A 23,503-nucleotide genomic window follows, 5' to 3' on the forward strand; every position below is an offset into this window, starting at 1 on the left:
ATGGGAGTGCCGTCCTCCGCGCTCCGCGGCGGCGTGCCGCTCGTGGACACGCTCGGCCCGACGCACGTGTCGCACGCGCCCGTCATCGAGTCGGCCGGTGCCCTCGTGTGGCGCGTGCGCGACGACGAGCTGCAGGTGCGCCTCGTCCACCGGCCGCGCTACGACGACTGGTCGTGGCCCAAGGGCAAGCTCGACCCGGGCGAGACGTTCCAGGCGGCCGCGGCGCGCGAGGTCGCCGAGGAGACGGGCAAGCCGGTCGTGCTGGGCGTCCCGCTCCCGGGGCTGCAGTACCTCACGCCCGAGGGCCGCGTGAAGCGCGTGCACTACTGGGCCGCGCGCCGGGCGTCGAGCCGGTCCGACGCCGGCGCGCTCGCCGCGCGCGCCCCCGTCCCGCCGGTGTCGCCCCAGGAGATCGACCGCGCCGCGTGGCTCTCGACGGACGACGCCGCGCGGCGCCTCACGCGGCAGGCCGACCGGGCGCCGCTCGAGGCGCTCGTGCGCGAGCGCGACGAGGGCCGGCTCGCGACGCACGTCGTCGTCATCGCGCGGCACGGCAAGGCCGTGGCGCGGTCGGCGTGGCACGGCGACGAGCAGGACCGTCCGCTCACGCCCGCGGGCCACGCCCAGGGGGTCGCGCTCGTGCCGGTGCTCGCGGCCTACGGCGTCGAGACGATCGTCACGAGCCGCTGGGACCGCTGCGCCCAGACGATCGCGCCGTACGCGACCGCCTCGGGGCTCGCCACGGTCAGCATCGACCACCTCACCGAGGCGCAGCACGAGCGGTCCCCCGCGCGCGTCGCGCGGACGGTCCGGGAGCTGCTCGAGGCCGAGCGGTCGTCGGTGCTGTGCACGCACCGGCCGGTGCTGCCCACGGTGCTCGACGTCCTCGGCCAGCACTCGCGCCGGCCGGTCGCGAACGCCCTGCCCGCGCACGACCCGTTCCTCGAGCCCGGCGAGATGATCGTGGCCCACGTGGCGCGCACGCCCAAGGGACCGCGCGTCGTCGCCGCGGAGAAGGTCGCCCCGCCGCTGCACTGAGACCCGCACCGGCGTCGCCGGGCCGGCGCCGTCCGGACGCACGACGACGCCCCGCCGGCGGCCGCGAGGCCTCCGACGGGGCGCCGTCGTCGTGCGAGGGGACCGGCGTCGCCGGTGCGGGTCAGAGCAGGATGGGGCTGAGGATCCAGTAGACGACGGCCGCGACGAGCGCGGCGGCGGGGATCGTCAGGACCCACGCGGCGCCGATGTTCTTGGCGACGCCCCAGCGCACCGCGGACAGGCGCTTGGTCGCGCCGACGCCCATGATCGCCGAGGTGATGGTGTGCGTCGTCGAGACGGGCGCGTGGAAGATGAACGCGTTGGCGTAGAGCACCACGGCGGACACGGACTCGGCGACGAAGCCGCGCGCCGGGTCGAGCTCGATGATCTTGCGGCCGAGCGTGCGCATGATGCGCCAGCCGCCCGCGTAGGTGCCGAGCGAGATCGCCGTCGCGGCCGACAGCTTGACCCACAGCGGGATCGTGTTGTCGTCCTGGAACCCGCCCGCCACGAGGGCGAGCACGATGACGCCCATCGTCTTCTGCGCGTCCTGCAGACCGTGGCCCAGCGCCATCGCGGCGGCGGAGGCCGTCTGCGCGATCCGGAACCGGCGGAACGCTCGCGCGGGCGCCGCGTTCCGGAACACCCACAGCAGCAGGACCATGAGCGCGAACGCGAGGCCGAAGCCGATCAGCGGCGAGAAGATCATGGGGAGCACGACCTTGTCGAGGATCGCGTCCCAGTGCACCGTGATCCCGGACGCGAGGCCGACGCCCGCGAGGCCGCCGATGATCGCGTGCGTCGACGACGACGGCAGGCCCAGCCACCACGTGATGAGGTTCCACGTGATCGCGCCGACCAGCCCGCACAGGACGATGACGAGACCCTGGTGGGGTGGCACGTCGCCGACGGCGACGATGTCCTCCGCGATGGTCTGCGCCACGGCCGTGCCGAGCAGCGCGCCGATGAGGTTGAACACCGCCGCCATGAGGAGCGCCGCGCGCGGTGTGAGGGCCCGGGTCGACACCGAGGTCGCGATGGCGTTCGCGGCGTCGTGGAACCCGTTCGTGTAGTCGAACGCCAGGGCGAAGGCCACGACGACGACGACGAGCACTGCCTCCACGGGGCTCAGGACTCCTTGAGGGCGATGGTCTCGACCGTGTTGGCGACCTTCTCGAAGGCGTCGGCCGCCTGCTCGAGGACCTCCACGATCTCCTTGAGCTTCATGAGGAGGACCGGGTCGGACACGTCGTCGAAGAGCTCGGCGAGCAGCTTGCGGTGGACCTTGTCCGCCTGGTTCTCCAGGCGGTTGACCTCGACCCAGTACTCGGGGAGGTCGTCCATCGAGCGCAGCCGCGGCATCGCCTCGGCCGTGAGCTCCGACGCCCGCTGGAGCACCTGGACCTGCTCGGACACGCGGGCCGGGAGCTCGTCGACCTTGTAGAGGACGATGAGGTCGGCCGCCTCCTCCATGTAGTCCATGCAGTCGTCGAGCGCCGACGCGAGGGCGTAGATGTCGTCCCGGTCGAACGGCGTGACGAACGTCTGGTTGAGGCGTCGCATGATCGAGTGCGTCGCGTCGTCCGCGAGGTGCTCGGTCTCGCTCAGCTGCTTCGCGAGCTGCTTGCGCGTGGGGCGGTCCGCCCCCAGCAGCTCCGCGAGGAGCGTGGACCCTGTGACCAGGTGCTGCGCCGAGGCGGCGAGGAGGTCGAAGAACGAGGTGTCGCGCGGTGTCAGGCGCAGGCGCACGGGGGGCTCCGGAAGGGACGCGGGGTAGGGGTCTGAGCTGGCGTCGGCCGCGAGGGCCGCTCGACCGCCGGGGGAACCGGACGGCCGGGGTGGTCACGATCTCTGGTCGGATGATCTCTCGGTGAACGCACGTCGAACTCTCGTCAAATGTAGCCGACGCGCGGAGCGATGCTGGAATCGTCGGGCCCAAGGTCCCGGATGCTCAGGACGCCCACAGCCTGCGCACGGCGTCGTCGCCGGTGCGGCCGCCGCGCCCGCGCACCGCACGAGAGGCGGCGCGCGGTGGGCGCGAGGGGGAAGTAGTGACGCCGGACCGGGAGCGCCTCTCGGCGCGTGGCCGCTCGTAGCGGCTGAGTGTGGAGCCCGGGGCTACCGCGGCCCGGCGTCGAGATCCATCGTACGTGCCGCACCCCGCTCGGGGTACCCGTGTTCGCGCTCCGCGAGACCGCCCCCGCCCGCCGTGCGGGGCCGCCGCCGATCCCGCACCCTCCGCGCCCGCGGGGTCCCGACGGGCCCGACCAGGAGCCTCCGGTCGGCCGAGCAGGCGGTCCGGGCGCGTCAGGTGGCGCGGACGCGCCACGTTCGCCTGCTCGGCGACGACCGGGGCCTCCGCAGCGGGGAGGAGCGCGTGCTCAGTCGAGGCGGTCGGCGCGCCAGAGCTCGGCGGCGTGCTCGAGCTCCTGGGCGGTCCGCAGCAGCGAGCCCGCGCCCCGGGTCGTGCGCAGGGCGCCGTCGGGGTCGGCGACCTCGCGGGCGTCGGCGTCGAACGCGGCGCCGGTGGCGAGGATGCGGCAGAACGACCCCGCGCGCTCGAGCGCGACCGCGAGGTCACCCGTGAAGACACCGGACAGCACCGCGTCGGCGAGGTCGCGCACGTCCTGCGGCCCCGGCGGCCGGGGCACGCCCGCGATGGCCTCGTGGACGGGCGCCGCGTCGACGCCGAGCCGGTAGCGGAGGGTGACGGTCTGCGGATCCCGGCGCACCCACTCGCGCAGCACGTAGAGCCGCCAGAGCGCCCCCGGCAGGGAGTTGGGCGCGGCGTCGGACCACAGGCCGGCCACCACGTCGAGACCCTCGGTCTCGACGAGGTGGACGAGCCGCTCGACGACCTCCGGGTCCTCCGTGTCGCGGGCGCGGTGGACGATCGCGTGCGCGGTGGTGTGCGCGACCCGGTCGCGGAGCGCGGGGTCGAGCTCTCCGGGCAGCTCGTCGGCGTCGCGCGGGTCGAGCATGGCGGGGCGCCGGGGGCGCTGCGTGCGGTCGGACCGACCGGGGTCGGGCCGGGCTCCGGGGGTGGGGACGTCGTCTGGCACCCGCCCAGTCTCCACCCGGGCCCGCGACGCGCGCAGCCTCCCGGGGGTCGCTCGGGGCGGGAGCTCGTTCGCCGCGCCACGGTCCGCACCCCGCCCTACAATGACGACAGAGGGACGACAGGAGCTGCCACCGGCTCCGGGACGGAGCGGAGGGCGAGATGTCGAGCAGCGGCGCAGCAGGTCAGAGGACCGTGAGCGAGCGGAGCGCCCACCGGAAGGCGATCGGTCTCGCCGTCGCCGCCGCGGTCGGCGGCTTCCTCTTCGGGTTCGACAGCTCGGTCATCAACGGCGCCGTCGCGGCGATCGAGGGCCAGTTCGACCTCGACTCCGCGGTGACGGGCCTCGTCGTCGCGATCGCTCTCCTCGGCTGCGCGCTCGGCGCGTGGTCGGGCGGCCGCCTGGCCGACCGGTGGGGCCGCACGCGCGTCATGGTGTTCGGCGCCGTCCTGTTCTTCGTCTCCTCGATCCTCTCGGCGATCGCGTGGTCGGCCTTCGACCTGGCCATCTGGCGGTTCATGGCGGGCGTCGGCATCGGTATCGCCTCGGTCATCGCGCCCGCGTACATCGCGGAGATCGCGCCGGCCCGCCTCCGCGGCCGCATGGGCTCGCTCCAGCAGCTCGCCATCACGATCGGCATCTTCGCCGCGCTGCTCTCCGACCAGCTCCTCGCGGAGACCGCTGGCGGCGCGTCCAACGAGCTGTGGCTCGGGTGGGAGGCGTGGCGCTGGATGTTCCTCGTCTGCGTCGTCCCCGCGGCGGTCTACGGCATCCTCGCCCTGCGCATCCCCGAGTCGCCCCGGTACCTGGTGGCGAAGGGCCGGGACGACGAGGCGCGCGCCGTGCTCGAGTCCGTGCTCGGGCCGGACGAGGACGTCGACGACCGCATCGCGCAGATCCACCGCTCGATCGCCGTCGACGAGAAGAACGCGCAGGAGGGCACGCTCAAGGGCTCGGCACTGGGCCTCAAGCCGATCGTGTGGGTCGGCATCCTGCTCTCGGTGTTCCAGCAGTTCGTCGGGATCAACGTGATCTTCTACTACTCGACGACGCTGTGGCAGGCCGTCGGCTTCGACGAGAGCCAGTCGTTCCTCGTCTCGACGATCACGTCCGTGACGAACGTCGCGGTGACGTTCATCGCGATCGCGCTCGTCGACAAGGTGGGGCGACGCCCGATCCTGCTCATCGGCTCTGCCGGCATGACCCTGTCGCTCGGGATCATGGCGCTCGCCTTCACGCAGGCCAGCGGGAGCGGGGACAACATCAGCCTGCCGGACCCGTGGGGCCCGATCGCCCTCGTGGCCGCGAACGCGTTCGTCGTGTTCTTCGGGGCGTCGTGGGGCCCGCTCGTCTGGGTCCTCCTGGGCGAGATGTTCCCGAACCGGATCCGGGCCGCCGCCCTGGGCGTGGCGGCCATGGCGCAGTGGCTGGCGAACTTCGCCATCACCCTGACGTTCCCGCCGATGCTCGCCGCCTTCGGCGCCTCGATCCCCTACCTGATGTACGCGATCTTCGCGGCGCTCTCGTTCGTCTTCGTCCTGAGCAAGGTGCCGGAGACGAAGGGCGTCGAGCTGGAGGACATGGGCGACCAGGCCAAGAGCCGCTCCGGGCGCTGACCTCCCCTCCGGGACGCCACCGAGCCCAGGCCCTCCCACCGCTGCGACAGCGGGGACGGGCCCGGGCTCCGTCGTTCGCACCACCGCCTCTCACGGCCGGGAATTCCTTGCCCCACACAATGGTTGCTGAAAGCAACTTCGCGGAGTATGCTTGCCTGCAGCAACCAAGGAGTGCCTGTGCCTGTGACCGCCCTTCCCGCGACCGACGTCGCGGACCCCGGACTCACCCCGGACCCGTCCCCCGCGGCGGGACTCGTCCGCGCGCTCGACGACCTGGCGCGCGCCCAGCGGGAGTCCGCCGTCCGGATCGCCCGCGACCTCGACATGCCGCGGGCGTCGTTCGGTCTGCTCCGGATGCTCCAGCACTGCGGCCCCGTCCAGCTCGGGGACGTCGCGGCGAAGCTCCGGGTCGACCTCTCCGTCGCGAGCCGCCAGGTGAGCCACCTGGTCGACGCGGGCCTCGTGCGCCGCACGGTGGACGACGACGACCGGCGGGCCCGGACCGTCGAGCTCACCGAGGCGGGCCGCGCGCTCCTGGTGCGGGCGTACGAGCACATCGACGTCCTCGCCGCGACGACGTTCGCGGACTGGGGCGACGAGGAGATCGTCGAGGCCACGCGCCACATCGAGCGCGTCGCCGCGGCGGTCGTCGCGGTCCACGACTCCCCCCGCACCACCGGGTGACCGACGGCGCCCGGCGGCCCTGCGCCGTCGGGCACGCGCCCCGACCACCGGCCGCACCGCGGACCGGCCCCCGACCACCTGACACCGCCCCCCGACACGTGCGCCCCGCCCCGGCCTCGTGAGCAAGGAACCCAGCGCCTGATGACCAGCACCCCCGCAGAACGCACCGCACCGCCCGGCAGCGCCGGCGCCCCCGCACCGATGACCCGCCGCGAGGTCATGGAGTCCCTCTCCGGGATCCTCCTCGGCATGTTCGTCGCGATCCTCGCGAGCTCGATCGTCTCGAGCTCCCTCCCGAAGATCGTCAGCGACCTCGACGGCTCGCAGTCGTCGTACACGTGGGTCGTCACCTCGACCCTCCTCGCCATGACGATCTCGACCCCCATCTGGGGCAAGCTCGCCGACCTCACCAACCGCAAGGTCCTCATCCAGATCGCGCTCGTCGTCGCGGTCGTGTCCTCCGCGCTCGCGGGGCTGTCGCAGAACGTCGGCACCCTCATCGCGCTGCGCGCCTTCCAGGGCATCGGCGCCGGTGGCCTCATGGCGCTCGCCACGGTGCTCATCACCGACATCATCTCGCCGCGCGAGCGTGGCAAGTTCATGGGCCTCATGGGCGGCATCATGGCCGTCAGCCAGATCGGCGGGCCGCTCCTCGGCGGCGTCCTCACCGACGCCGTGAGCTGGCGCCTGAACTTCTTCGTCGGCCTGCCGTTCGCCATCGCCGCGATCATCGTCCTCCAGCGCACGCTGCACCTGCCGAAGGTCGCGCGCCGCGTCGTCCGGATCGACTACTGGGGCGCGATCCTCATCAGCGCCGGCGTGTCCTCGCTCCTGCTGTGGGTGACGTTCGCCGGGCAGAACTTCGAGTGGCTCTCGTGGCAGACCTTCGCGATGGTCGGCGGCGCGGTCGTCGCGCTCGTGGGTGCCGTGCTCGTCGAGCGCGTCACGCCCGAGCCGCTCATCCCGCTGCACCTGTTCAAGAACCGCACGTTCGTCCTCGCGGTCGTCGCGTCCGTCGCGGTCGGCGTCGCGATGTTCGGGACCGCCGTGTTCCTCAGCCAGTACATGCAGGTCGCGCGGGGCAAGACGCCGACCGAGTCCGGCCTCCTTACGATCCCGATGATCGTCGGCACGTTCGTCGCGTCGACCCTCTTCGGCCAGCTCATCACGCGCTACGGCCGCTACAAGGCCTTCATGGTCACCGGTGGCGCGGTCCTCGTCGCCTCGCTCTTCGCGCTGTCGACGATCGACTACCACACGAGCTTCACGCTCATCAGCGTCTACCTGTTCTTCCTCGGCGTGAGCATGGGCATGCTCATGCAGAACCTCGTGCTCGCCGTGCAGAACACGCTCGCCGTGGAGGAGATGGGTGCCGGGACCTCGACCGTCGCGTTCTTCCGCAGCCTCGGCGGCGCGATCGGCGTGTCCGTGCTCGGCGCGGTGCTCGCGAACAAGGTCACGACGTCGATCCAGGACGGCCTCACCCAGCTCGGCGTGCCGGCCGGCTCGATGGGCGGCGGCAACGCCGTGCCCGAGGTCTCGACCCTGCCCGCGCCGATCAAGGACCTCGTGGAGAAGTCCTACGGCGACGGGATCGCCGAGATCTTCCTCGTCGCGGTGCCGCTCGCGCTCGTCGCGCTCATCGCCGTGTCGTTCCTCAAGGAGGTGCCGCTCGGCACCAAGACCGGCCTCCAGGAGCGCCTCGAGAAGGAGGCGGCCCTGCTCGGCACGGACGCCCCCGTCGACGCGACCCCCGGTCGCGTGACCCTCGCGGAGGAGACGGAGTCCACGCTGCTCGGTGCCTACGAGCCCGCGGGCGTGGTCGACGACGAGGCGACCGCACGCCGGTCGCGCTGACGCCGGCGTCCCCGCTGCACGGGAGGCAACTCTGACGCACCCCGAGGGGGTGGTCCCGGACTGCCCGGGACCACCCCCTCGGTCGTGCGCCGGGAGCTCCCGTCGCCCCGCGCGGGTGAGGTTCCGGGGAGGAAGGTGACCGGGCCGTGCCCTTCGCGCCATGATGGCCCTGTGCCCCCCGAGACCGCTCCGGCCCGCCCCGCTCCCGACACCGCGCACGTCGACGACGGCGCGTACGTCGACCTCGAACGCGAGCTGCGGATCCTGCTGCGCCGCGCCGGCGCGGTCGCCACGGGCATGGCCCGCCGCATCCACCCCGACCTGGAGGCGAGCGCCTACCCGCTGCTCGCCCACATCGCCGACCACCCCGGGGTCCGCGGCTCGGAGCTCGCGGCGCAGTTCGGCGTGGGGCGCGCCACGATCTCCCGCCAGCTCAGCCGCCTGCACGACCTCGGCCTCGTCGCGCGCGAGGTCGACCCCGACGACTCGCGCGGCCAGCTCATCACCCTGACGCCCGACGGCGAGGCCCGCCTCCACGCCGCGCACAGCGGGCGGGTCACGTCGATCACCGAGGCGCTGGAGGGCTGGGACCAGCGCGACGTCGCGACGCTCGCGACGCTCCTGCACCGGTACTCCGAGGACGTCGTGCGCTGGGCCGCCAACCGGTGACCCTGGCCCCCGGCGCGGCATGACCGTGCCCGACGGCGCCTGCCCGCCCCACGTCGCCCCGCGCGGTCGCGGGGCGGCCCGGGTCCGACGGCGGCCCGTCGTCGCGCTCGTCCTCGCGCTCGTCGTGGTGGCGGGCCTCGTCGTCGCGACGCGCGTCCCCGACCCGTGGGGCGACGTCGGCGGCGACGTGCTCTACGCCGTCGCGACCTTCGTCCTCGTGGTCCTCGTGGCGCCGCGCGTGCGCCCGCTCGTGGCGGGCGCCGTCGCGCTGGGGTGGTGCTGGGCGGTCGAGGCGCTCCAGGCGACGGGCGTCGCCGCCGCCGTGAACGACGCGGTCCCGCCCGCGGCGTGGCTGCTGGGCAGCACGTTCGCGGTGCGGGACCTGGTCTGCTATCTGGTGGGCGTGGCGCTCGCGTGCGTGGTCGACGCGGGCGTCGGCGCCCGGTCGGCTACTCCGCGCCGGCCTCGAACGTCAGGCTGACCGAGTTCATGCAGAACCGGTCGCCCGTCGGGGTCTGGGGCGCGTCGTCGAACACGTGGCCCAGGTGCGAGCCGCAGCGCGCGCAGCGCACCTCGGTGCGCACCATGCCGTGGCTGCGGTCGGTGAGCAGCTCGACGCGGTCACCCGCGAGCGGGCTGAAGAAGCTCGGCCACCCGCAGTGCGAGTCGAACTTCGTGTCGGAGCGGAACAGCTCGTTGCCGCACGCGCGACACGCGTAGACGCCGACGCGCTTCTCGTCGAGCAGCTCGCCCGTCCACGCGCGCTCGGTCCCGGCCTGCCGCAGCACGGCGTACTCCTGCGGGGACAGCTCGGCGCGCCACTCGTCGTCGGTCTTCACGACCTCGTAGGGCTGGTTCTCGTGGGTCTGGCTGGTCATGGTCCACCTCCGACGGTCCCAACCACGCCGACCGCTCCCGTGTTCCCGGCCCGCCCCACCCGCTGAGAGCACGAGAGAGTCGCGGCCGAACCGGTTCGACCGCGACTCTCTCCTGCCTCAGCGCCGGGGCGTCAGCGCGGGCTGGAGGTCGAGTAGACGGTGCTCGACCCGCCGGCGGGGCGTTGCGCGCGGCCACGGCCACCACGACGGCGGCCGCCGCCCTGGCCTGCCGCGCCGTTCCCGGTGCCCGAGGTGCCGCGGCCGTCCCGGGCGCCGCCCTCGGGGCGACCCGCACCCGTCGGGCGCTGCGCCGGGCGCTGACCGCCCTGGCCGCGCTGCGCCGTCGTGCCCTGGCCCGCGGGCTGCGCGGCCGGGCGTGCGCCGCCCTGGCCGCCACGGCCACGGCGCGACGCGCGCGACCCGCCGTTGGACGAGCCCGTGCCGCGCTTCGCCTGCGTCTGCGGCGGCGTGATGTCGGACGGGCGCACGTACTCCGCGACCTCGCCGACGAGCCCCTTGATCGTCGCGTCGCCGGGCGCGACCGGCTGCGGCTGCGCGGTGATCTTCGCCTTGCGCGTGAGGTCGCGCACGTCGCCGCGCTGCTCCGGGAGCATGACGGTGACGACGACGCCCTCCGACCCGGCGCGGGCGGTACGGCCCGAGCGGTGCAGGTACGCCTTGTGCTCCGCCGGCGGGTCGACGTGCACGACGAGCTCCACGTCGTCGACGTGGATGCCGCGCGCCGCGATGTCCGTGGCGACGAGCACCTTGACCGCGCCCGACGAGAACGCCTCGAGGTTGCGCTCGCGCGCGCCCTGGCCGAGGTTGCCGTGCAGGTCGACGGCGGGCACGCCCGCCGCGGTGAGCTGCTTCGCGAGCTTCTTCGCCTGGTGCTTGGTGCGCATGAACAGCACGCGGCGGCCCGTGCCCGAGGCGAGCTCGTGCACGATCTGCTTCTTCGCGTCCGCGTCGCGCACCGCGAGGATGTGGTGCGTCATCTGCGGGGGCGCGGCCGCGGCGTCGTCCACCGAGTGGCGCACCGGGTTGCTGAGGTAGCGCTTGACCAGCTGGTCGACGCCGTTGTCCAGCGTCGCGGAGAACAGCATGCGCTGCCCCTGCTTCGGCGTCTTGTCCATGATGCGCTTCACGCCCGGCAGGAACCCGAGGTCGGCCATGTGGTCGGCCTCGTCGAGCACGGTGATCTCGATGCCGTCGAGCGTGAGCAGGCGCTGGTTGAGGAGGTCCTCCAGGCGGCCCGGGCACGCGATGACGATGTCGGCGCCCTTGTCGAGCGCGGCGACCTGGCGCGACTGCGCGACGCCGCCGAAGATCGTCGTCGTCACGAGCCCGAGCGCCTTCGCGACCGGCTCCATCGTGGCGTTGATCTGGTTGGCGAGCTCGCGCGTCGGGCACAGCACGAGCGCGCGGGGCCGGCGCGGGTGGCGCGACGACTTCGCCCACGACAGGCGGGCGACGGTGGGCAGCGAGAACGCGAGCGTCTTGCCGGAGCCGGTGCGGCCGCGGCCGAGGACGTCACGGCCCTTCAGCGAGTCGGGCAGCGTGGCGGTCTGGATGGGGAACGGGGAGTCGATGCCCTGGCGCGAGAGCTCGCGCACGACAGGGGTGGGCAGGCCGAAGTCGGCAAAGGAAGTCACAGGTGATGGGCCTCTCGGGGCTCAAGGTCGGGGTCCGCCGCACGCAATCCGGGGGGATCTCCACGACGCCGGGCGCGCGGGATCGCGCTGCCCTCGAACGTCCAGTGTCTCATGCCCGACGACGGGCGGCCGGGTGAGGTGCGTCTCGGCGCCCTCGCGTACAGGGCCCTGTGGTGGAATGTCGCGCGTGCACGCCCTGGCGAACGCCCTCACCGTCCTGCCCGCTCTCCCCCGAGGCGGGGTCACGGGAGCGCCCGACGGCGCCTCCACCACGGGCAGTGACGTCGCCGCGTCCGTGGGGGACGTCGTCGGGCAGGTGTGGGAGGCCGCAACCACGCCCGTCCCTCCCCCGGCGGCCGCCGTGGTCGTCGCGATGGGCGTCCTCGCGCTCGTCGTCGTGCTCGTCACGCCCGTGTGGCGCGTGGCCCGGCACGTCGTGACCATCGCGCACGAGGCGTCGCACGCGCTCGCGGCCCTGCTCACGGGCCGTCGGCTCGCGGGCATCCGCCTGCATTCCGACACGTCGGGGCTCACCGTGTCGTCCGGGCGCCCGCGCGGGTTCGGCATGGTCCTCACCGCGTTCATGGGATATGTCGGCCCCGGCCTCATCGGCCTGGGCGCCGCCGCGCTGCTCCGCCAGGGGTACGCCGTCGGGCTGCTGTGGCTGCTCGTCGTGCTGCTCGCCCTCATGCTGCTGCAGATCCGCAACTGGTTCGGGCTCTGGTCCGTGCTCGTCACCGGCGCCGCGCTCGTCGGGGTGTCCTGGTGGGCGACGCCGCCCGTGCAGAGCGCCGTCGCGTACGCCGTGACGTGGTTCCTGCTGCTGGGCGCCGTGCGGCCGGTGCTGGAGCTGCAGTCCGAGCGGTCGCGCGGCCGGGCGAGCACCTCCGACGCCGACATCCTCGCGCGCCTCACCCGCCTGCCCGGCCTGTTCTGGGTCGGGGTGTTCCTCGTCGTGACGGTCGGCGCCGCCGTGCTCGGCGGGTCGTGGATCGTCGGGCCCGCCGCCTGACCCTCGCGTACCGGTCGCACCCCGGTCGAGCGGGCCTCGCAGGCCGGTCGAGACACGACGACGGGCCGCCCGCCGGAGCGAGCGGCCCGCCGTGGGACCGAGGACGCGCCTGGAGGAGGAGGACGCGTCGTCGAGACGGTCCGGCGCGAGCGCCGGGAACGTCCCGTCAGCCCTGCGGCGTCAGGACGAACGCCGGTCCCTGCGCGTTCGGGTCCGTGTCGAGCGTGAGGTTCGCGAGGGTCGGGGCCGTGGCGGACTCCACGAACACCTTCGCCTCGCCGTTCTCCACGACCGTGTCGTCGGGCTGCGGGGCGGGGACGAGCGCGAGCTCGAAGCTGCCCGCCTGGTCCGCCGACTCGGCGATCCGCAGACCGCCTCCCTCGGGGACGCCGGCCTGGGTCTGCAGGTCGTGGACAGCGGTACGGGCGTTGTCGGTCAGGGTAAGCACGAGAGCTCCTCTCGTCGCCGGGCGGAACCTGCGGGACACGTCCGTGCGGCCCACGCCTGGCCGGCGTGACCTGCCGTCGGTGCACCCTCCCGCGGGCTCCTCGGTCTTCTCCACCGAAACAAGAACCCGCGACCGTCGCAAGCGAAACGCCCGGTTCTCACCAAATTTCTCACGGAGCAAGACCGCGGGTGACACGTCGCGGAGCGCCGCATAGGGTGCGCGCCCGCGGGAGTCGCGATCTGAGATCGGCACATGCTGCCCGGGTCGGCACGTTCTGCGCGGTTCGGCAGTCGCACGTGCCGATCTGGGTCGGGACGGCCGAACTCGGTCGGGACTGCCGACGGCGGGGCGCGGGTAGCCTGTGCGTGGACGCCACCGGCGTCCAGGGCCTCTAGCTCAATCGGCAGAGCTGCGGACTTTTAATCCGTAGGTTGTGGGTTCGAACCCCACGGGGCCCACCTCCTGGCCCGCGGACGCCCCAGCTCTCTCACGGCGCCACCCGGCGGACGGCCACGCCCTGGTGGACCGCCAGCCGGCGCCGCGTGCCCTGGTCAGCAGACGCTCAGGCCGTGAACGTCGCCCAGACGGTCTTGACGTCGTCGGTCCGGTACCAGCCGACGTCGAGCGAGAGCTGGCGGGCCATGTGCAGGCCGACGCCGCCCGCCCCGGGGATGCGGCGCCCGGCGTAGACGGGCTCGGTGGACACGTCGTGGTCGGCGACCTCGAGGAGGAACCGGTCGCCGCTGCGGGCGAGGCGCACGATCGTCGGGGGCAGGCCGTGGCGCAGCGCGTTGGTCGCGAGCTCCGAGGCGATGAGGACGAGCTTGTCCGGCGTGGACGAGAGCCGACCGGTCGACGCGACGCCCTGGCTCTCGAGCGTCGCCACGAGGCCGGCGCGCAGCGCGGAGAGCTCCTCCGTCGTGGAGAGCACCCACTCCTCCACGAGCTGGTACTCCTCGGGCGGCATCGACGTGATGAGGTCGGCGTCGTCGAGGGGGACGTCGATCAGGGTCTGGTCGTCCACGCGGGGGTACCTCCAGCGGCTTGAAGGAGCGGAGCGGCCACCCTGACACGCGAACCCCCGGCCCGCACCCCGTCCCGCCCGGCTCACCGGGAGCCCGCCGGCCCGGCCACCGGGGCGGGCCGGTCAGCGGCCCGACTGCGGCCCGACGCCGCGCGTTCATCCCCCGTTGGTTGCGCGCGGGACGGGTGCGGCCGGACCGTCGGACCATGGCGATCGAGGACGAGGACCGCGAGATCGACGTCGTGGTGGAGCGGGTCAGCACGCGCTTCCCGGACGTGCCGGTGGAGGACGTCCGTGAGCAGGTGCTCGCGGAGCTGGGCCGGTACCAGGCCGCGCACGTGCGCGACTTCGTGCCGGTGCTGGTGGAGAACGCGGTGATGGACGTGCTGCGCTCGGGCGAGCGGGCGCACCGGCCGCCCCGCGGGAGCGTGCGCCCCGACCGATGAGTCCGGGTGTGGGCGGTCGTCGGTACGTTCGCGGCGGGTCGATCGACCTGCCCCGACGACGAGGAGCTCGCATGTCCTTCCAGGCCTATCTCGACGCGGTCGAGGACAAGACCGGTCTGACCCCGCGCCAGCTGGTCGACCTCGCGCACGAGCGCGGGTTCGACGAGACGACGAAGGCGACCCCGATCCTCGAGTGGCTCCGGGACGACTACGGCCTGGGCCGCGGGCACGGCATGGCGATGGTCCACGTCATCACGAAGGGCCCGCAGATCTCGTCGAAGCACGTGGGGTCCGACGGCTCGCACCGCGACGACTCCGACACGCTGTGGCTCGACGGCAAGGCGACCCGGCCGGCCTGACACCCGGCGCGGCCGTCCCCCCGGCCCGCACGCCGGTGCCCGACGACGTCCCGGGAGCGGGCGTCGTCGGGCACCGGGGCGCGGGGCGGCTCAGACGACGGGCGCGGTCAGAGCGTCCAGCGCTGGGCCTCGGTCTGGTTGCAGGTCCAGAGCTGGACCTTCTGGCCGTCACGCAGCGGTGCGCCGCCCTGGGCGTCGAGGCACTTGCCGGACTGCGGGTTGCGCAGGGCCTTGGTCGCGGAGTCGTACGTCCACTTCTGCGCGCCCGTGCCGTTGCACGTGTAGATCCACACGGCGGTGCCGTCGGCCGTCCCGCTGCGCGCGACGTCGAGGCACTTGCCGAGGGCTCTCACGGTCCCGTCGGTGCCGCGCGTCCACTGCTGCGCCGCGTTGCCGCTGCAGGTGGCGAGCTGGACCTGGTTGGTGTCGGTCGGGTCGGCCCACGGGACGTCGAGGCACAGCGTGCTCCCGATGCGGAGCGCGCCCGTCCCGGCGGGCAGACCACCGGGGGTGCCCGGCTGCTCGGTGCTGCCGCCGTTCCCGAGGGGCGTGGCCGTGCCGGTGAACGGGTCGAGCTTGATGTACGCGGCCTGGGGGTTGCCGTCGTGGACGAGCGACTCGTGCGCGCCGACGTCGTCGAACGCGAACGCGTACGCCTTGCCGTTCGCCATCTGCTGGTGCGCGAGCTTCGCGTAGACGTTGGTGCGGGCGTCCTGGTAGAAGCCGGCGTTGCTGGCGTCCGGCTGGTTCGGGTTCGTCAGCGCCGTGGTGCGGACGAGCGCCGCGCACAGGGTGCGGGCGATCGGCCCGACGACGTGGTCGTTGGGCGCCTGGAGGTCCTTGTGGCACCCGTACACGCTCGACGCGTCGGGCTTCTTGAACGCGGCGACCTCCTGCCCGGACCCGTTCCTGAAGCGGAACCAGTCGCCGTCGACCCGGCCGCGGAACTGCGTGCCGGGCTCGTGGGAGAACGGCGTGACGACCATGTCGCGCGTGCGGTACGAGTTCCACACCTCGGTGACGTAGGAGTCGATCGAGGCCGACGAGATCTTCCCGACGTCGATCCCGTGCGACGGGTTGAGCGCGCGCAGGCGGCTCCCGTCGGGCGCGCGCTGCACGAGCCCGCCCCACCCCGCGCTCTCGAGGGCCGTGTAGAACGCCTCGTAGCCGTTCGGCTTGAGCATGCCCGTGCTGAGGACCTGCCCGTCGGCGCGCTGGACGCCCACCTGGTACGGCGCGGACCAGTGGTCCACCTGCGTGCTGTTGATCCACAGGCCGCCGTCGTTGAGCGTGTACTCGGTCCAGTTGAAGAGGATGTTCCGGTTGGGGTCGGAGTCGTTCTGGACGGCGGGCTGGACGAGCCGCCCGTCGAGCACGATCTGGAACGTCATCTTCTGGCCGTACGAGTAGTAGACGCGCCCGGACAGCTTCGGGAGCCGGATCGTCACGGACTGGCCGGGGCCGGGTCCGGCGATCGACGCGTTGGGTGCCGGGACGGGCACGGGCCCGACCCCGCCGGGCCACGGGTGGAACGTGCCGCCCGCGTCCGCCCAGCCGGCGACGCCGTCGCGCTCGCCGAGGACGTACAGGTAGATCGGCCCCCTGCCCGAGTCGTTGGTGATCGTCAGCGGGATGGTCGCGGGGACCGCGCTCGCGGGCGCCGCCACGCCGACCAGCGCCCCGCTCACCGCGAGGACCGCGGCGCACAGCGCGGCCCACGCTCGTCTGCTGCTGTTCTTCCTGTCGTGAGGCATACGGGATCTGCTCCTGTTCGGTTGCTCCGTCGAAACCGGTCGCCGGACCGTTCCGGCGACAGCGTTGCCACAGGAGGTGTGGAAGCGCTGCCACGACCGTAACGGACAGCGGCCCGCGACGCCAGGGAGCGCTCCCCCGCGTCCGGTGCGGCGTGCTTGGGGGCCATGGATCGACGCCGCGGCGCTCCCTCCGCGCGCGGCCCCCCGGAGGGAGCCGGTCGCCCGTAGACTCGAACGAGTGCAGTGCCACCACTACGACGCCGGCCGGTGCCGGTCGTGCACCCTCCTCGACCTCGCCTACCCCGCGCAGGTCACCGGCAAGCAGGAGCACTGCGCCGAGCTCCTCACCCCGCTCGCGCCGGACCTCACCTGGCTGCCCACTGTCGAGTCCACCGACTCCGGCTTCCGCAACAAGGCGAAGATGGTCGTCACCGGCACCACCGACGCCCCGGTGCTCGGGATCCTCGCGGAGGGCGGCGGCGTCGACCTCACCGACTGCCCGCTCTACCCGCCCGCGCTCCAGGCGTCGTTCCCCGCGTTCGCGGCGTTCGTCACGCGCGCGCGGCTCGTCCCCTACGACGTCCGCACCCGGCGTGGCGAGCTCAAGTACGTCCTCGTCACCCTCTCCCCCGACGGCGACCTCATGGCGCGGTTCGTCCTGCGGTCCACCGAGTCCGTGCCGCGGGTCCGCAAGCACCTGCCGGCCCTGCTCGACGCTCTCCCGTCGCTGCGCGTCGTGTCCGTGAACCTGCACCCCGAGCACAAGGCCGTCGTCGAGGGCGAGACCGAGATCGTGCTCACCGAGGCCGAGACGCTGCGCATGCACGTCAACGGGATCGACCTCCACCTGCGCCCGCAGAGCTTCTTCCAGACCAACACCGACGTCGCCGCGGCCCTCTACCGCCAGGGCCGGGCCTGGGTGGACGACGCCGCACCCGCCACGGTCTGGGACCTCTACTGCGGCGTGGGCGGGTTCGCGCTGCACGTCGCGGGGCCCGCGCGCGACGTCGTCGGCGTCGAGACGAGCGCCGAGGCCGTCGCGAGCGCACGGCTCACCGCGCGCGACGCCGGGCTCGACCGCACGACCTTCCTCGCCGAGGACGCGACCGCGTTCGCCCTCTCACGGCAGGACGTGCCGGACCTCGTCGTCGTGAACCCCCCGCGGCGCGGCATCGGGGAGACGCTCAGCACCTGGCTGGAGCGGTCCGGCGTCGGGCACGTCGTCTACTCGAGCTGCAACGCGACGACGCTCGCGCGCGACCTGGCCCTCATGCCGTCGCTCCGACCGCGCGAGGCGCGCGTGCTCGACATGTTCCCGCAGACGTCGCACTACGAGGTCGCGGTCCTGCTCGAGCGCGCCTGACCTCGCCCGGCGTCCGCGAGCGCCGCGCGGCTCAGGGGCGCTCCCCCGCGCGTCGGGACGCCTCGACGGCCGCAGACTCGACGCGCGCCCGGTAGGCGACCCACTCGTCGTCGTCCAGCGCGGGCAGGTTGCCCCGCCCGTCGCCCGCCGCGCCGTCGACGAGCTCGCGCACGATGTCGGCGTGCCCGGCGTGGTGCGCCACCTCCGCGAGCACGTGCACGAGCACCTGGTGGAGCGTGACGTCCCGGTTCTCCGGGCGCCACCACGGCACGTGCCCGGGTGCGTCGAGGTCGAGCGACGCCACGGTCGCGTCGCACAGCTCCGTCGACCGCCGGAACAGCTCCAGGATCTCCTCCCGGCTCTCGTCCGCCGTGGCCCACATGTCGGCGTTCACCTCCGCGCCGTCGGCGAACCAGGGCAGGTCGAGGTCGTGCGTGCCGCCGAACGCCTCGTGCAGGTAGCCGAGCTGCACGCTGCCCACGTGCTTCACCAGGCCCAGGACGTTCGTGCCCGTGCGCGTGAGCGGACGGCGCACGTCGTACTCGCTCAGCCCCTCCGCCTTGGCGAGCAGCGCGTCGCGCTCCCGGCTCAGGTAGCGCAGCAGCGTCGCCTTGGGGTCGTGGTCCGGTGCCGTCCTCGTGCTCATCCACCGGACGCTACCGACGCCCTCCCACGCCAGTGCCAAACTCCCCTCATGGCCACCGTGCACGCAGAGATCACCGACCGGCTGGCGGCGTTCGTGCTCGCGCAGCCGGTGTTCTTCGTCGGCACCGCGCCGCTCGCGGCGGACGGTCATGTGAACGTCGCGCCCAAGGGCATGGCCGGGACGTTCGCGGTGCTCGGGCCGCACCGCGTCGCCTACCTGGACTACACCGGCTCGGGCGCCGAGACGCCCGCGCACCTGCGCGAGAACGGCCGGATCGTCGTGATGTTCTGCGCGTTCGAGGGCCCACCGAACATCGTCCGCTTCCACGGGACCGGCCGGTACGTCGAGGCCGGCAGCCCGGAGTTCGACGCGCTGCGCGCCCGCTTCCCCAAGCGCGAGACAGCGGGTCAGCGCGGCGTCGTGGTCGTCGACGTGACGCGGGTCTCCGACTCGTGCGGGTTCTCCGTGCCGCGCATGGCCCTCGTCGAGGACCGGGACCTGCTCGACCGCTGGGCCGATCGCAAGACTCCGGAGCAGCTCGAGGCCTACCGCGTCACGAAGAACACCACGAGCATCGACGGCCTCCCGGCGATCGGCGACGGCTCGCACACCGTGGAGACCACGACGCCACGCGAAGCCCTCGGGCGCTGACGTCTCGCGACACCGGGCTCCTGGGTGCGTGCGCACCCGAGAACCCGCGACGCACGCCCGCGCGCACGTCCGCGCGCACGTCTCGCCGACAGGCACTACCAGGCCTCTACCTCGCCGAGGTAGAGACCCGGTTCTGCGAGGTAGAGGCGGGGTCTCGCGAGGTAGAGCCCAGGTCCGCGAGGTAGAGGCCTGGTCGCGCGGAGTAGAGGCCCGGCCCCGCGAGGGAGCTCGACCTCACGAGGCGGGCCGCTCGTCCGCCGTCGCGGCGAGGTAGGCCCTCCCGCGCGGCGAGAGGCGGTACCCGACGTCGAGGCTCTCGGTGAGGCCGAGCTCCTTGAGCCGACGCACGCGCGCCTTGAAGTCGTCGCGGGCCAACCCCAGCCCGGCGGCGAGCTCGCGCGCGACGACGCCCTCGTGCGTGCCGATCAGCTCGAGGTACCGGCGCGTCCACGGCTCCGCGGCGGCCCGGTCCTTCCGCGCGAGCGCGGTGCGGAGCTGCTCGACGGCGTCCTCGTCGAGGTCCGCGTCCTCGCGCAGCGCGACGCGCGGGTCCGGGCCGGCGAGCCGCAGGCCCACGCGGTAGAGGTCCCCCTCGCGCCCGGCGCCCCGAGCGAGCACACGCTCGGGCGAGGTCATCCCCGCGAGGCGGGCCTCGTCGTCGGACACGACGGGCTCGCCGCCCGGACCGGCGGGCACGCGCTCGACCGACGTCACCTCGACGACGCCCACCCGGGTGCGCTGGAGCGTCCCGACGCGCACGCGCGGCGTCGTCCAGCGGCGGAACGCCAGCGTCACCGTCCCGTCCTGGAGGCCGCGCAGCGTGCGGGCGTCGAGGAGCACGCTCCGAGCCTACGACCACGCCGCCACACCCTCCCGAGGGAGAGCCCGGCCGGTGAGGTAGAGCCGAGGTCACGACCTGGGCTCTACCTCGCCGGACCGGGGCTCTACTCGCGCGACCAGGGCTCTACCTCGCGAGCCCGCGCGACTGCGGCTCTACCTCGGCAGGGCAGGCAGGTCAGGCGAGCTCGGGGCGGCGGGCGACGGTGAGGACGTGGGTGTCGGGCCAGTCGACGGGCTCGCCGGTCGTGGCGTCGTGCAGGGCGGCGACGGGCGTGAACGCGTGCTCCACGACCCACTCGTTGCGCCACGCCCCGCTCCCCGGCTCGAGCTCGAACCCGGCGGCGGTGAGGAGCTCGGCCCATCGGGGGCCGGTGAGGTCGCAGAAGCGCTCGTGGCTCTCGGACAGCCAGTTGTCGACGTAGTCCTTGCGCGTGAGGAACTCCATCGCCTCGCGCAGCGTGAGCCGCCACGACCCGGGGCGCACGCGCTCGGGCCGGAACTCTGCCCCGGAGAGGCGGGGGAAGTCGTACGCGAACTGGACGAGCCGGGCGTCGGTCGAGAGCGCCCCGACCCACGCCGCGACGTCCTCGCGCGCGAGGTCGTCGAGGTCGGTGCGGGCGCCGCCGGGCCCGTCGCCGGTCGCGGGGGCGCCGTCGTCGGTCCGCAGCGTGAGCACGACGACCCGGTCCGGCTCCGCGGGGCCGCACACGTCCGAGTTGATCCACACGCCGCCGAGCCGCGTGTGCGCGTGGACGCGGCGCGCGAACGTCTCGACGTCGCGCACGCCGTCCCCGTACGACGACACCTCGTGCGTGAGCGCGACGGTGAGGGTCGTGTCGACGGAGGCGTCGGGCATCACGGACCGGTCGAGGATGTTGGCCTGCACGAACCACACGTGCGGGTTCGTGAACACGCCCTGCGCCTTCTTGTGCTCGGCCTCCGCGACGAGGTGCCGCGCGACGTCGACGCCGAACAGGTCCGACTCGTGCAGGCGCGGCTCGCGCGCCACGTGCTCCAGGAGGCCGCCCGTCGCGCACCCGATGTCGACGATCCGGCCGGGCCGCACGTGCGGGGCGACCTGGGCCCACTTGCGCGCCGACGCGTCCTCGAACGCGGCGGCGTACGTGCGGTAGTCGCGCGTCGAGGTGAGGTCGCCGTCGCCGGACACGACCGGGTCGGCGAAGATGCGCCGGACGTCCTCGACGAACCGGTAGCGCGCGAAGAACTCCGGCACGGCGGGGTGCGCGACGTCGCGCCAGCGCTCGTCCCCCGCGGCGATCTGCTCGACGACGTCCCACGGCCGCGCGGGGAGGTCGCCGCCCGGCTCGGCGGCGTCGAGCTCGACCCCCGCGACCCGGTAGCCGAGCGCGCGGTAGGCGTCGACGAGCGCGGGCGTCGAGCACGCGACGACGGTGCCCGCGGGGTCGGGCGCGACGCCGGTCGCGGTCGCGACGCTCGTCACGACGAGGTGGGCGAAGCGGTCGTCGGGCGCGACGTCGGGCACGGGCACGACGACGGACGCGAGGCCCTCCCGGGTCGTGACGTTCTCGACGAGCGCCTCGCGCCGGTGCCCGGGCAGCGGGTTGCGGCGGGTTCCCGCGTGGTTGGCGGACGTCACGACCCAGACGACCTCCACGTCGGGGGCGCAGCGCACGCGCCGACCGTCGAGGTCGTGCACGAGACCGGCGCGCAGCGCCCGGAGGTAGTCGACCTGGTAGCGCGTGACGACGTGGTGGCGGCCGGGGAAGAGGATGCGGCGCACGGGCGGGCCGTCGGTGGGGAGGGGCACCCGCACACGGTGCGGCCAGCCGGCACCCGGGCGCAACCCGTCTCACCTCTCGGGCCGACAGCCGCAGCCCTGGGCGCCACCCGTCTCACGTCTCGGGCGGCCGGACGCAGCACCCGCAGGGCCCGCGTCCGGGGCACGGACGCTCACGAGGCGCGGAACGGTGCGGTTGTGCGGGTCCGAGCACGTGTTCGCACGACGCGACACGCCAGACCTGGACGGCCGTCCACGATGCAGCGGGGCGCGCCGTATGCGACGGTATGGGCGATGTTCTGGATCGTGGCAGGGGCTGTGCTCGTCGTGTCCGGCCTCGCGATCGCCGCGACGGCCGCCCGTGGCGCGCGCCGCGCCGGGTCGACGGGTGCGAGCGGCATCGCGATCGCGGTCGGCGGCGGCCTCGTCGTGTGGGGCGCCGTCGCCCTGCTCGTCGGGCTGCTCACCGAGGGCTGACCGGAACCTTCCGCGCGTCCACGAGCTCCGCCCCGCTCACCGCACCCGAGAGCCCGCGGCGCCCGCGCGTGAACGGGACCGCGACCACCGACACCACCGCGAACAGGGCCGCGAGCGGCGCCGCGACCGAGGCGGTCACCCCCACCGCCGCAGGCAGCCCCGCCGGCAGGTCGCTCAGCAGGCCGAGCGCTCCCCACAGGGCTCCGCCCGCCGCCGCGCGGGCGACGCGCTGCGCCGTCGTGCCGCGCCGCCCGCCCCAGCGCGGGGCGAGCCACACCGTCCGCTGGCCCCACGAGGCACCGCTGCCGAGCAACGTCGGCGCCACGAACACGACCACGAACGGCACGAGCGTGCCGAGCAGCCACTGGGCCCAGTCCGCGCCGTCGGGCAGCGGGCGCCCGAGCGCGTAGAGCACCGTGCGGTACGCGACCTGCAGCACGACGCCCAGCGCCGTGACGAGCAGCGCGTCGAGCAGCATCCCGAGCCACCGCCGCCAGACGGTCACCGGCCGGGCCTCCTCGCGGCGTGCCTCGAGCTCTCCCGCGCGCGGCATCCAGCGCAGCAGGAGGGGCGCCGCGAGCGCCCCGAGGAGCGCGCCGAGCGTGTTGGTCAGCACGTCGTCGACGTCGGCGACCCGGTACGAGCACGGGATGATGCCGAAGATCCCGGTGTACTGCGTGGTCTCGACGAGGAGCGACACGAGCAGGCCGGACAGCGTCGTGACGAGCACCCCGCGGCCGAGGTAGCGCCGCACGAGCACGCCCCACGGGACGAACAGGACGACGTTGAAGACCACCTGGAGCACGGCGGTGCTGCGCAGGGTCGCGCCGAGCCCGAGCCCGGCCGTGTCCCGTCGGACGTCCGCGAGCGAGTGGAACGGCACGAGCTCGGCGCCCGCGACGCCGTACTGCGCGCACCACCGCGCGAGGTCGCCGCTCGGGAGCGGCAGGAGCGTGTAGGCGACGAGCGCGACGCCGTAGACCGCGACGGCGGCCGCCCCGAGCAGACGCCGGCCGCTCAGGCGGCCGTACCGCCGGTACTGCCACACGAGCGCGGGCACGAGGAAGGCGGCGAAGAGCAGGGCGCCCCCGAGCAGGCCGACGTACGCGGGCCACGTCCACCGGTCGGTCACGCGCGGGCTCCGCCCTGCGCGGGACGGCGCGCGGCGCGGGTCGCGGTCGGGACCGGGGCGGGGTTCGGTGTCACGGGCCCCAGTATCGCGGCCGACGACGACCGGCCCCGTCCGGCGGGACCTTCGGCGCGGCCCG

24 protein-coding genes and 1 tRNA gene are annotated in these 23,503 nt (G+C 74.0%); 13 read left to right on the forward strand and 12 right to left on the reverse strand.

What is annotated here, in order from left to right:
* Window positions 1-1,038, forward strand: a complete 1,038-nt coding sequence (locus MT994_RS07100; protein WP_083711228.1) for an NUDIX domain-containing protein — start codon at window positions 1-3, stop codon at window positions 1,036-1,038.
* A 121-nt stretch (window positions 1,039-1,159) separates the two neighbouring features.
* Here the strand turns inward: MT994_RS07100 and MT994_RS07105 are convergent, their stop codons facing one another.
* The 3 genes from MT994_RS07105 to MT994_RS07115 all read right to left on the reverse strand — a co-directional run bounded on the left by MT994_RS07105 (window position 1,160) and on the right by MT994_RS07115 (window position 4,019).
* Window positions 1,160-2,161: an inorganic phosphate transporter gene (locus MT994_RS07105; protein ID WP_021482998.1), complete on the reverse strand. Its 1,002-nt coding sequence runs from the start codon at window positions 2,159-2,161 to the stop codon at window positions 1,160-1,162.
* Window positions 2,162-2,166: 5 nt separating this feature from the next.
* Entirely contained in the window at window positions 2,167-2,787 is a 621-nt protein-coding gene (locus MT994_RS07110) for a DUF47 family protein (RefSeq protein WP_021482999.1), read from the reverse strand.
* 632 nt (window positions 2,788-3,419) lie between these two features.
* Window positions 3,420-4,019, reverse strand: coding sequence for a hypothetical protein (locus MT994_RS07115; protein ID WP_043655142.1), 600 nt, complete (start codon window positions 4,017-4,019; stop codon window positions 3,420-3,422).
* 239 nt (window positions 4,020-4,258) lie between these two features.
* Here MT994_RS07115 and MT994_RS07120 point away from each other — a divergent pair, with 239 nt between their 5' ends.
* From MT994_RS07120 to MT994_RS07140, 5 genes are all read left to right on the forward strand, one after another.
* The gene (locus MT994_RS07120; RefSeq protein ID WP_021482816.1) at window positions 4,259-5,713 is read left to right on the forward strand and encodes a sugar porter family MFS transporter; all 1,455 of its coding nucleotides are present in this window, start codon (window positions 4,259-4,261) and stop codon (window positions 5,711-5,713) included.
* A 183-nt stretch (window positions 5,714-5,896) separates the two neighbouring features.
* Entirely contained in the window at window positions 5,897-6,397 is a 501-nt protein-coding gene (locus tag MT994_RS07125) for a MarR family winged helix-turn-helix transcriptional regulator (protein ID WP_021482815.1), read from the forward strand.
* Window positions 6,398-6,538: 141 nt separating this feature from the next.
* Window positions 6,539-8,254, forward strand: a complete 1,716-nt coding sequence (locus MT994_RS07130) for an MDR family MFS transporter (RefSeq protein WP_354805706.1) — start codon at window positions 6,539-6,541, stop codon at window positions 8,252-8,254.
* Between the two features lie 171 nt (window positions 8,255-8,425).
* Window positions 8,426-8,923 (forward strand): MarR family winged helix-turn-helix transcriptional regulator, encoded by a 498-nt coding sequence (locus tag MT994_RS07135; protein ID WP_354805707.1) that lies wholly within the window; start codon window positions 8,426-8,428, stop codon window positions 8,921-8,923.
* A gap of 19 nt (window positions 8,924-8,942) precedes the next feature.
* Complete coding sequence (locus tag MT994_RS07140; RefSeq protein WP_354805708.1) at window positions 8,943-9,404, forward strand: DUF2809 domain-containing protein; 462 nt, start codon at window positions 8,943-8,945, stop codon at window positions 9,402-9,404.
* Here MT994_RS07140 and msrB read toward each other — a convergent pair.
* Both msrB and MT994_RS07150 read right to left on the reverse strand, forming a co-directional pair.
* On the reverse strand, window positions 9,373-9,801 hold the full coding sequence (gene msrB / locus MT994_RS07145) for a peptide-methionine (R)-S-oxide reductase MsrB (protein WP_034652513.1): 429 nt from the start codon (window positions 9,799-9,801) through the stop codon (window positions 9,373-9,375). The two genes, MT994_RS07140 and msrB, sit on opposite strands and share 32 nt — an antisense overlap.
* Window positions 9,802-9,932: 131 nt before the next feature.
* Window positions 9,933-11,456: a DEAD/DEAH box helicase gene (locus MT994_RS07150; RefSeq protein WP_194521994.1), complete on the reverse strand. Its 1,524-nt coding sequence runs from the start codon at window positions 11,454-11,456 to the stop codon at window positions 9,933-9,935.
* A 295-nt stretch (window positions 11,457-11,751) separates the two neighbouring features.
* Here MT994_RS07150 and MT994_RS07155 point away from each other — a divergent pair, with 295 nt between their 5' ends.
* A complete protein-coding gene (locus MT994_RS07155; protein WP_031315119.1) occupies window positions 11,752-12,468 on the forward strand; it encodes a M50 family metallopeptidase in 717 nt (238 codons plus the stop codon).
* 166 nt (window positions 12,469-12,634) lie between these two features.
* On the opposite strand, the gene MT994_RS07160 is transcribed toward MT994_RS07155, so the two are convergent.
* Entirely contained in the window at window positions 12,635-12,916 is a 282-nt protein-coding gene (locus MT994_RS07160) for an iron-sulfur cluster biosynthesis family protein (RefSeq protein ID WP_021479822.1), read from the reverse strand.
* Window positions 12,917-13,301: 385 nt separating this feature from the next.
* Here MT994_RS07160 and MT994_RS07165 point away from each other — a divergent pair.
* Window positions 13,302-13,374, forward strand: a tRNA-Lys gene (locus MT994_RS07165).
* A gap of 104 nt (window positions 13,375-13,478) precedes the next feature.
* On the opposite strand, the gene MT994_RS07170 is transcribed toward MT994_RS07165, so the two are convergent.
* Window positions 13,479-13,940 carry an ATP-binding protein gene (locus MT994_RS07170; protein ID WP_021479821.1) on the reverse strand — a complete coding sequence of 154 codons (462 nt, stop codon included), beginning with the start codon at window positions 13,938-13,940 and terminating at the stop codon, window positions 13,479-13,481.
* A 206-nt stretch (window positions 13,941-14,146) separates the two neighbouring features.
* Between MT994_RS07170 and MT994_RS07175 the strand changes: the two genes are divergently transcribed.
* Window positions 14,147-14,386, forward strand: a complete 240-nt coding sequence (locus tag MT994_RS07175; protein WP_034651271.1) for a three-helix bundle dimerization domain-containing protein — start codon at window positions 14,147-14,149, stop codon at window positions 14,384-14,386.
* Between the two features lie 71 nt (window positions 14,387-14,457).
* Window positions 14,458-14,745 (forward strand): DUF4287 domain-containing protein, encoded by a 288-nt coding sequence (locus MT994_RS07180; protein ID WP_034651273.1) that lies wholly within the window; start codon window positions 14,458-14,460, stop codon window positions 14,743-14,745.
* A gap of 107 nt (window positions 14,746-14,852) precedes the next feature.
* Here MT994_RS07180 and MT994_RS07185 read toward each other — a convergent pair whose 3' ends face one another.
* A complete protein-coding gene (locus MT994_RS07185; RefSeq protein WP_354805710.1) occupies window positions 14,853-16,499 on the reverse strand; it encodes a glucan endo-1,3-beta-glucosidase in 1,647 nt (548 codons plus the stop codon).
* A 238-nt stretch (window positions 16,500-16,737) separates the two neighbouring features.
* On the opposite strand from MT994_RS07185, the gene rlmC reads away from it, so the two are divergent.
* On the forward strand, window positions 16,738-17,862 hold the full coding sequence (gene rlmC / locus MT994_RS07190; RefSeq protein WP_354805711.1) for a 23S rRNA (uracil(747)-C(5))-methyltransferase RlmC: 1,125 nt from the start codon (window positions 16,738-16,740) through the stop codon (window positions 17,860-17,862).
* A gap of 31 nt (window positions 17,863-17,893) precedes the next feature.
* On the opposite strand, the gene MT994_RS07195 is transcribed toward rlmC, so the two are convergent.
* The gene (locus MT994_RS07195; protein WP_085386562.1) at window positions 17,894-18,508 is read right to left on the reverse strand and encodes a DinB family protein; all 615 of its coding nucleotides are present in this window, start codon (window positions 18,506-18,508) and stop codon (window positions 17,894-17,896) included.
* Between the two features lie 48 nt (window positions 18,509-18,556).
* Here MT994_RS07195 and MT994_RS07200 point away from each other — a divergent pair, with 48 nt between their 5' ends.
* Window positions 18,557-19,159 carry a pyridoxamine 5'-phosphate oxidase family protein gene (locus tag MT994_RS07200; protein WP_251176484.1) on the forward strand — a complete coding sequence of 201 codons (603 nt, stop codon included), beginning with the start codon at window positions 18,557-18,559 and terminating at the stop codon, window positions 19,157-19,159.
* Between the two features lie 234 nt (window positions 19,160-19,393).
* On the opposite strand, the gene MT994_RS07205 is transcribed toward MT994_RS07200, so the two are convergent.
* Window positions 19,394-19,999 (reverse strand): ASCH domain-containing protein, encoded by a 606-nt coding sequence (locus tag MT994_RS07205; protein ID WP_354805713.1) that lies wholly within the window; start codon window positions 19,997-19,999, stop codon window positions 19,394-19,396.
* A 175-nt stretch (window positions 20,000-20,174) separates the two neighbouring features.
* Window positions 20,175-21,788, reverse strand: a complete 1,614-nt coding sequence (locus tag MT994_RS07210) for a class I SAM-dependent methyltransferase (RefSeq protein ID WP_354805714.1) — start codon at window positions 21,786-21,788, stop codon at window positions 20,175-20,177.
* Between the two features lie 264 nt (window positions 21,789-22,052).
* On the opposite strand from MT994_RS07210, the gene MT994_RS07215 reads away from it, so the two are divergent.
* A complete protein-coding gene (locus MT994_RS07215; protein WP_354805715.1) occupies window positions 22,053-22,235 on the forward strand; it encodes a hypothetical protein in 183 nt (60 codons plus the stop codon).
* On the opposite strand, the gene MT994_RS07220 is transcribed toward MT994_RS07215, so the two are convergent.
* Window positions 22,222-23,367 (reverse strand): VanZ family protein, encoded by a 1,146-nt coding sequence (locus tag MT994_RS07220; protein ID WP_354805716.1) that lies wholly within the window; start codon window positions 23,365-23,367, stop codon window positions 22,222-22,224. The two genes, MT994_RS07215 and MT994_RS07220, sit on opposite strands and share 14 nt — an antisense overlap.
* Window positions 23,368-23,503: the final 136 nt, after the last annotated feature.

Origin of the sequence: Cellulosimicrobium sp. MI9406 (genome assembly GCF_040595865.1) — a bacterium.
Taxonomy (GTDB): Bacteria; Actinomycetota; Actinomycetes; order Actinomycetales; family Cellulomonadaceae; genus Cellulosimicrobium; species Cellulosimicrobium funkei.

What these genes read in the sequence shown, in the direction of transcription:
- MT994_RS07100 (WP_083711228.1), top strand. Translation starts at nt 1, where the DNA reads ATGGGAGTGCCGTCCTCCGCGCTCCGCGGCGGCGTGCCGCTCGTGGAC.
- MT994_RS07115 (WP_043655142.1), bottom strand. Translation starts at nt 4,019, where the DNA reads ATGCTCGACCCGCGCGACGCCGACGAGCTGCCCGGAGAGCTCGACCCC.
- MT994_RS07120 (WP_021482816.1), top strand. Translation starts at nt 4,259, where the DNA reads ATGTCGAGCAGCGGCGCAGCAGGTCAGAGGACCGTGAGCGAGCGGAGC.
- MT994_RS07130 (WP_354805706.1), top strand. Translation starts at nt 6,539, where the DNA reads ATGACCAGCACCCCCGCAGAACGCACCGCACCGCCCGGCAGCGCCGGC.
- MT994_RS07140 (WP_354805708.1), top strand. Translation starts at nt 8,943, where the DNA reads ATGACCGTGCCCGACGGCGCCTGCCCGCCCCACGTCGCCCCGCGCGGT.
- msrB (WP_034652513.1), bottom strand. Translation starts at nt 9,801, where the DNA reads ATGACCAGCCAGACCCACGAGAACCAGCCCTACGAGGTCGTGAAGACC.
- MT994_RS07175 (WP_034651271.1), top strand. Translation starts at nt 14,147, where the DNA reads ATGGCGATCGAGGACGAGGACCGCGAGATCGACGTCGTGGTGGAGCGG.
- MT994_RS07180 (WP_034651273.1), top strand. Translation starts at nt 14,458, where the DNA reads ATGTCCTTCCAGGCCTATCTCGACGCGGTCGAGGACAAGACCGGTCTG.
- MT994_RS07185 (WP_354805710.1), bottom strand. Translation starts at nt 16,499, where the DNA reads ATGCCTCACGACAGGAAGAACAGCAGCAGACGAGCGTGGGCCGCGCTG.
- MT994_RS07195 (WP_085386562.1), bottom strand. Translation starts at nt 18,508, where the DNA reads ATGAGCACGAGGACGGCACCGGACCACGACCCCAAGGCGACGCTGCTG.
- MT994_RS07200 (WP_251176484.1), top strand. Translation starts at nt 18,557, where the DNA reads ATGGCCACCGTGCACGCAGAGATCACCGACCGGCTGGCGGCGTTCGTG.
- MT994_RS07215 (WP_354805715.1), top strand. Translation starts at nt 22,053, where the DNA reads ATGTTCTGGATCGTGGCAGGGGCTGTGCTCGTCGTGTCCGGCCTCGCG.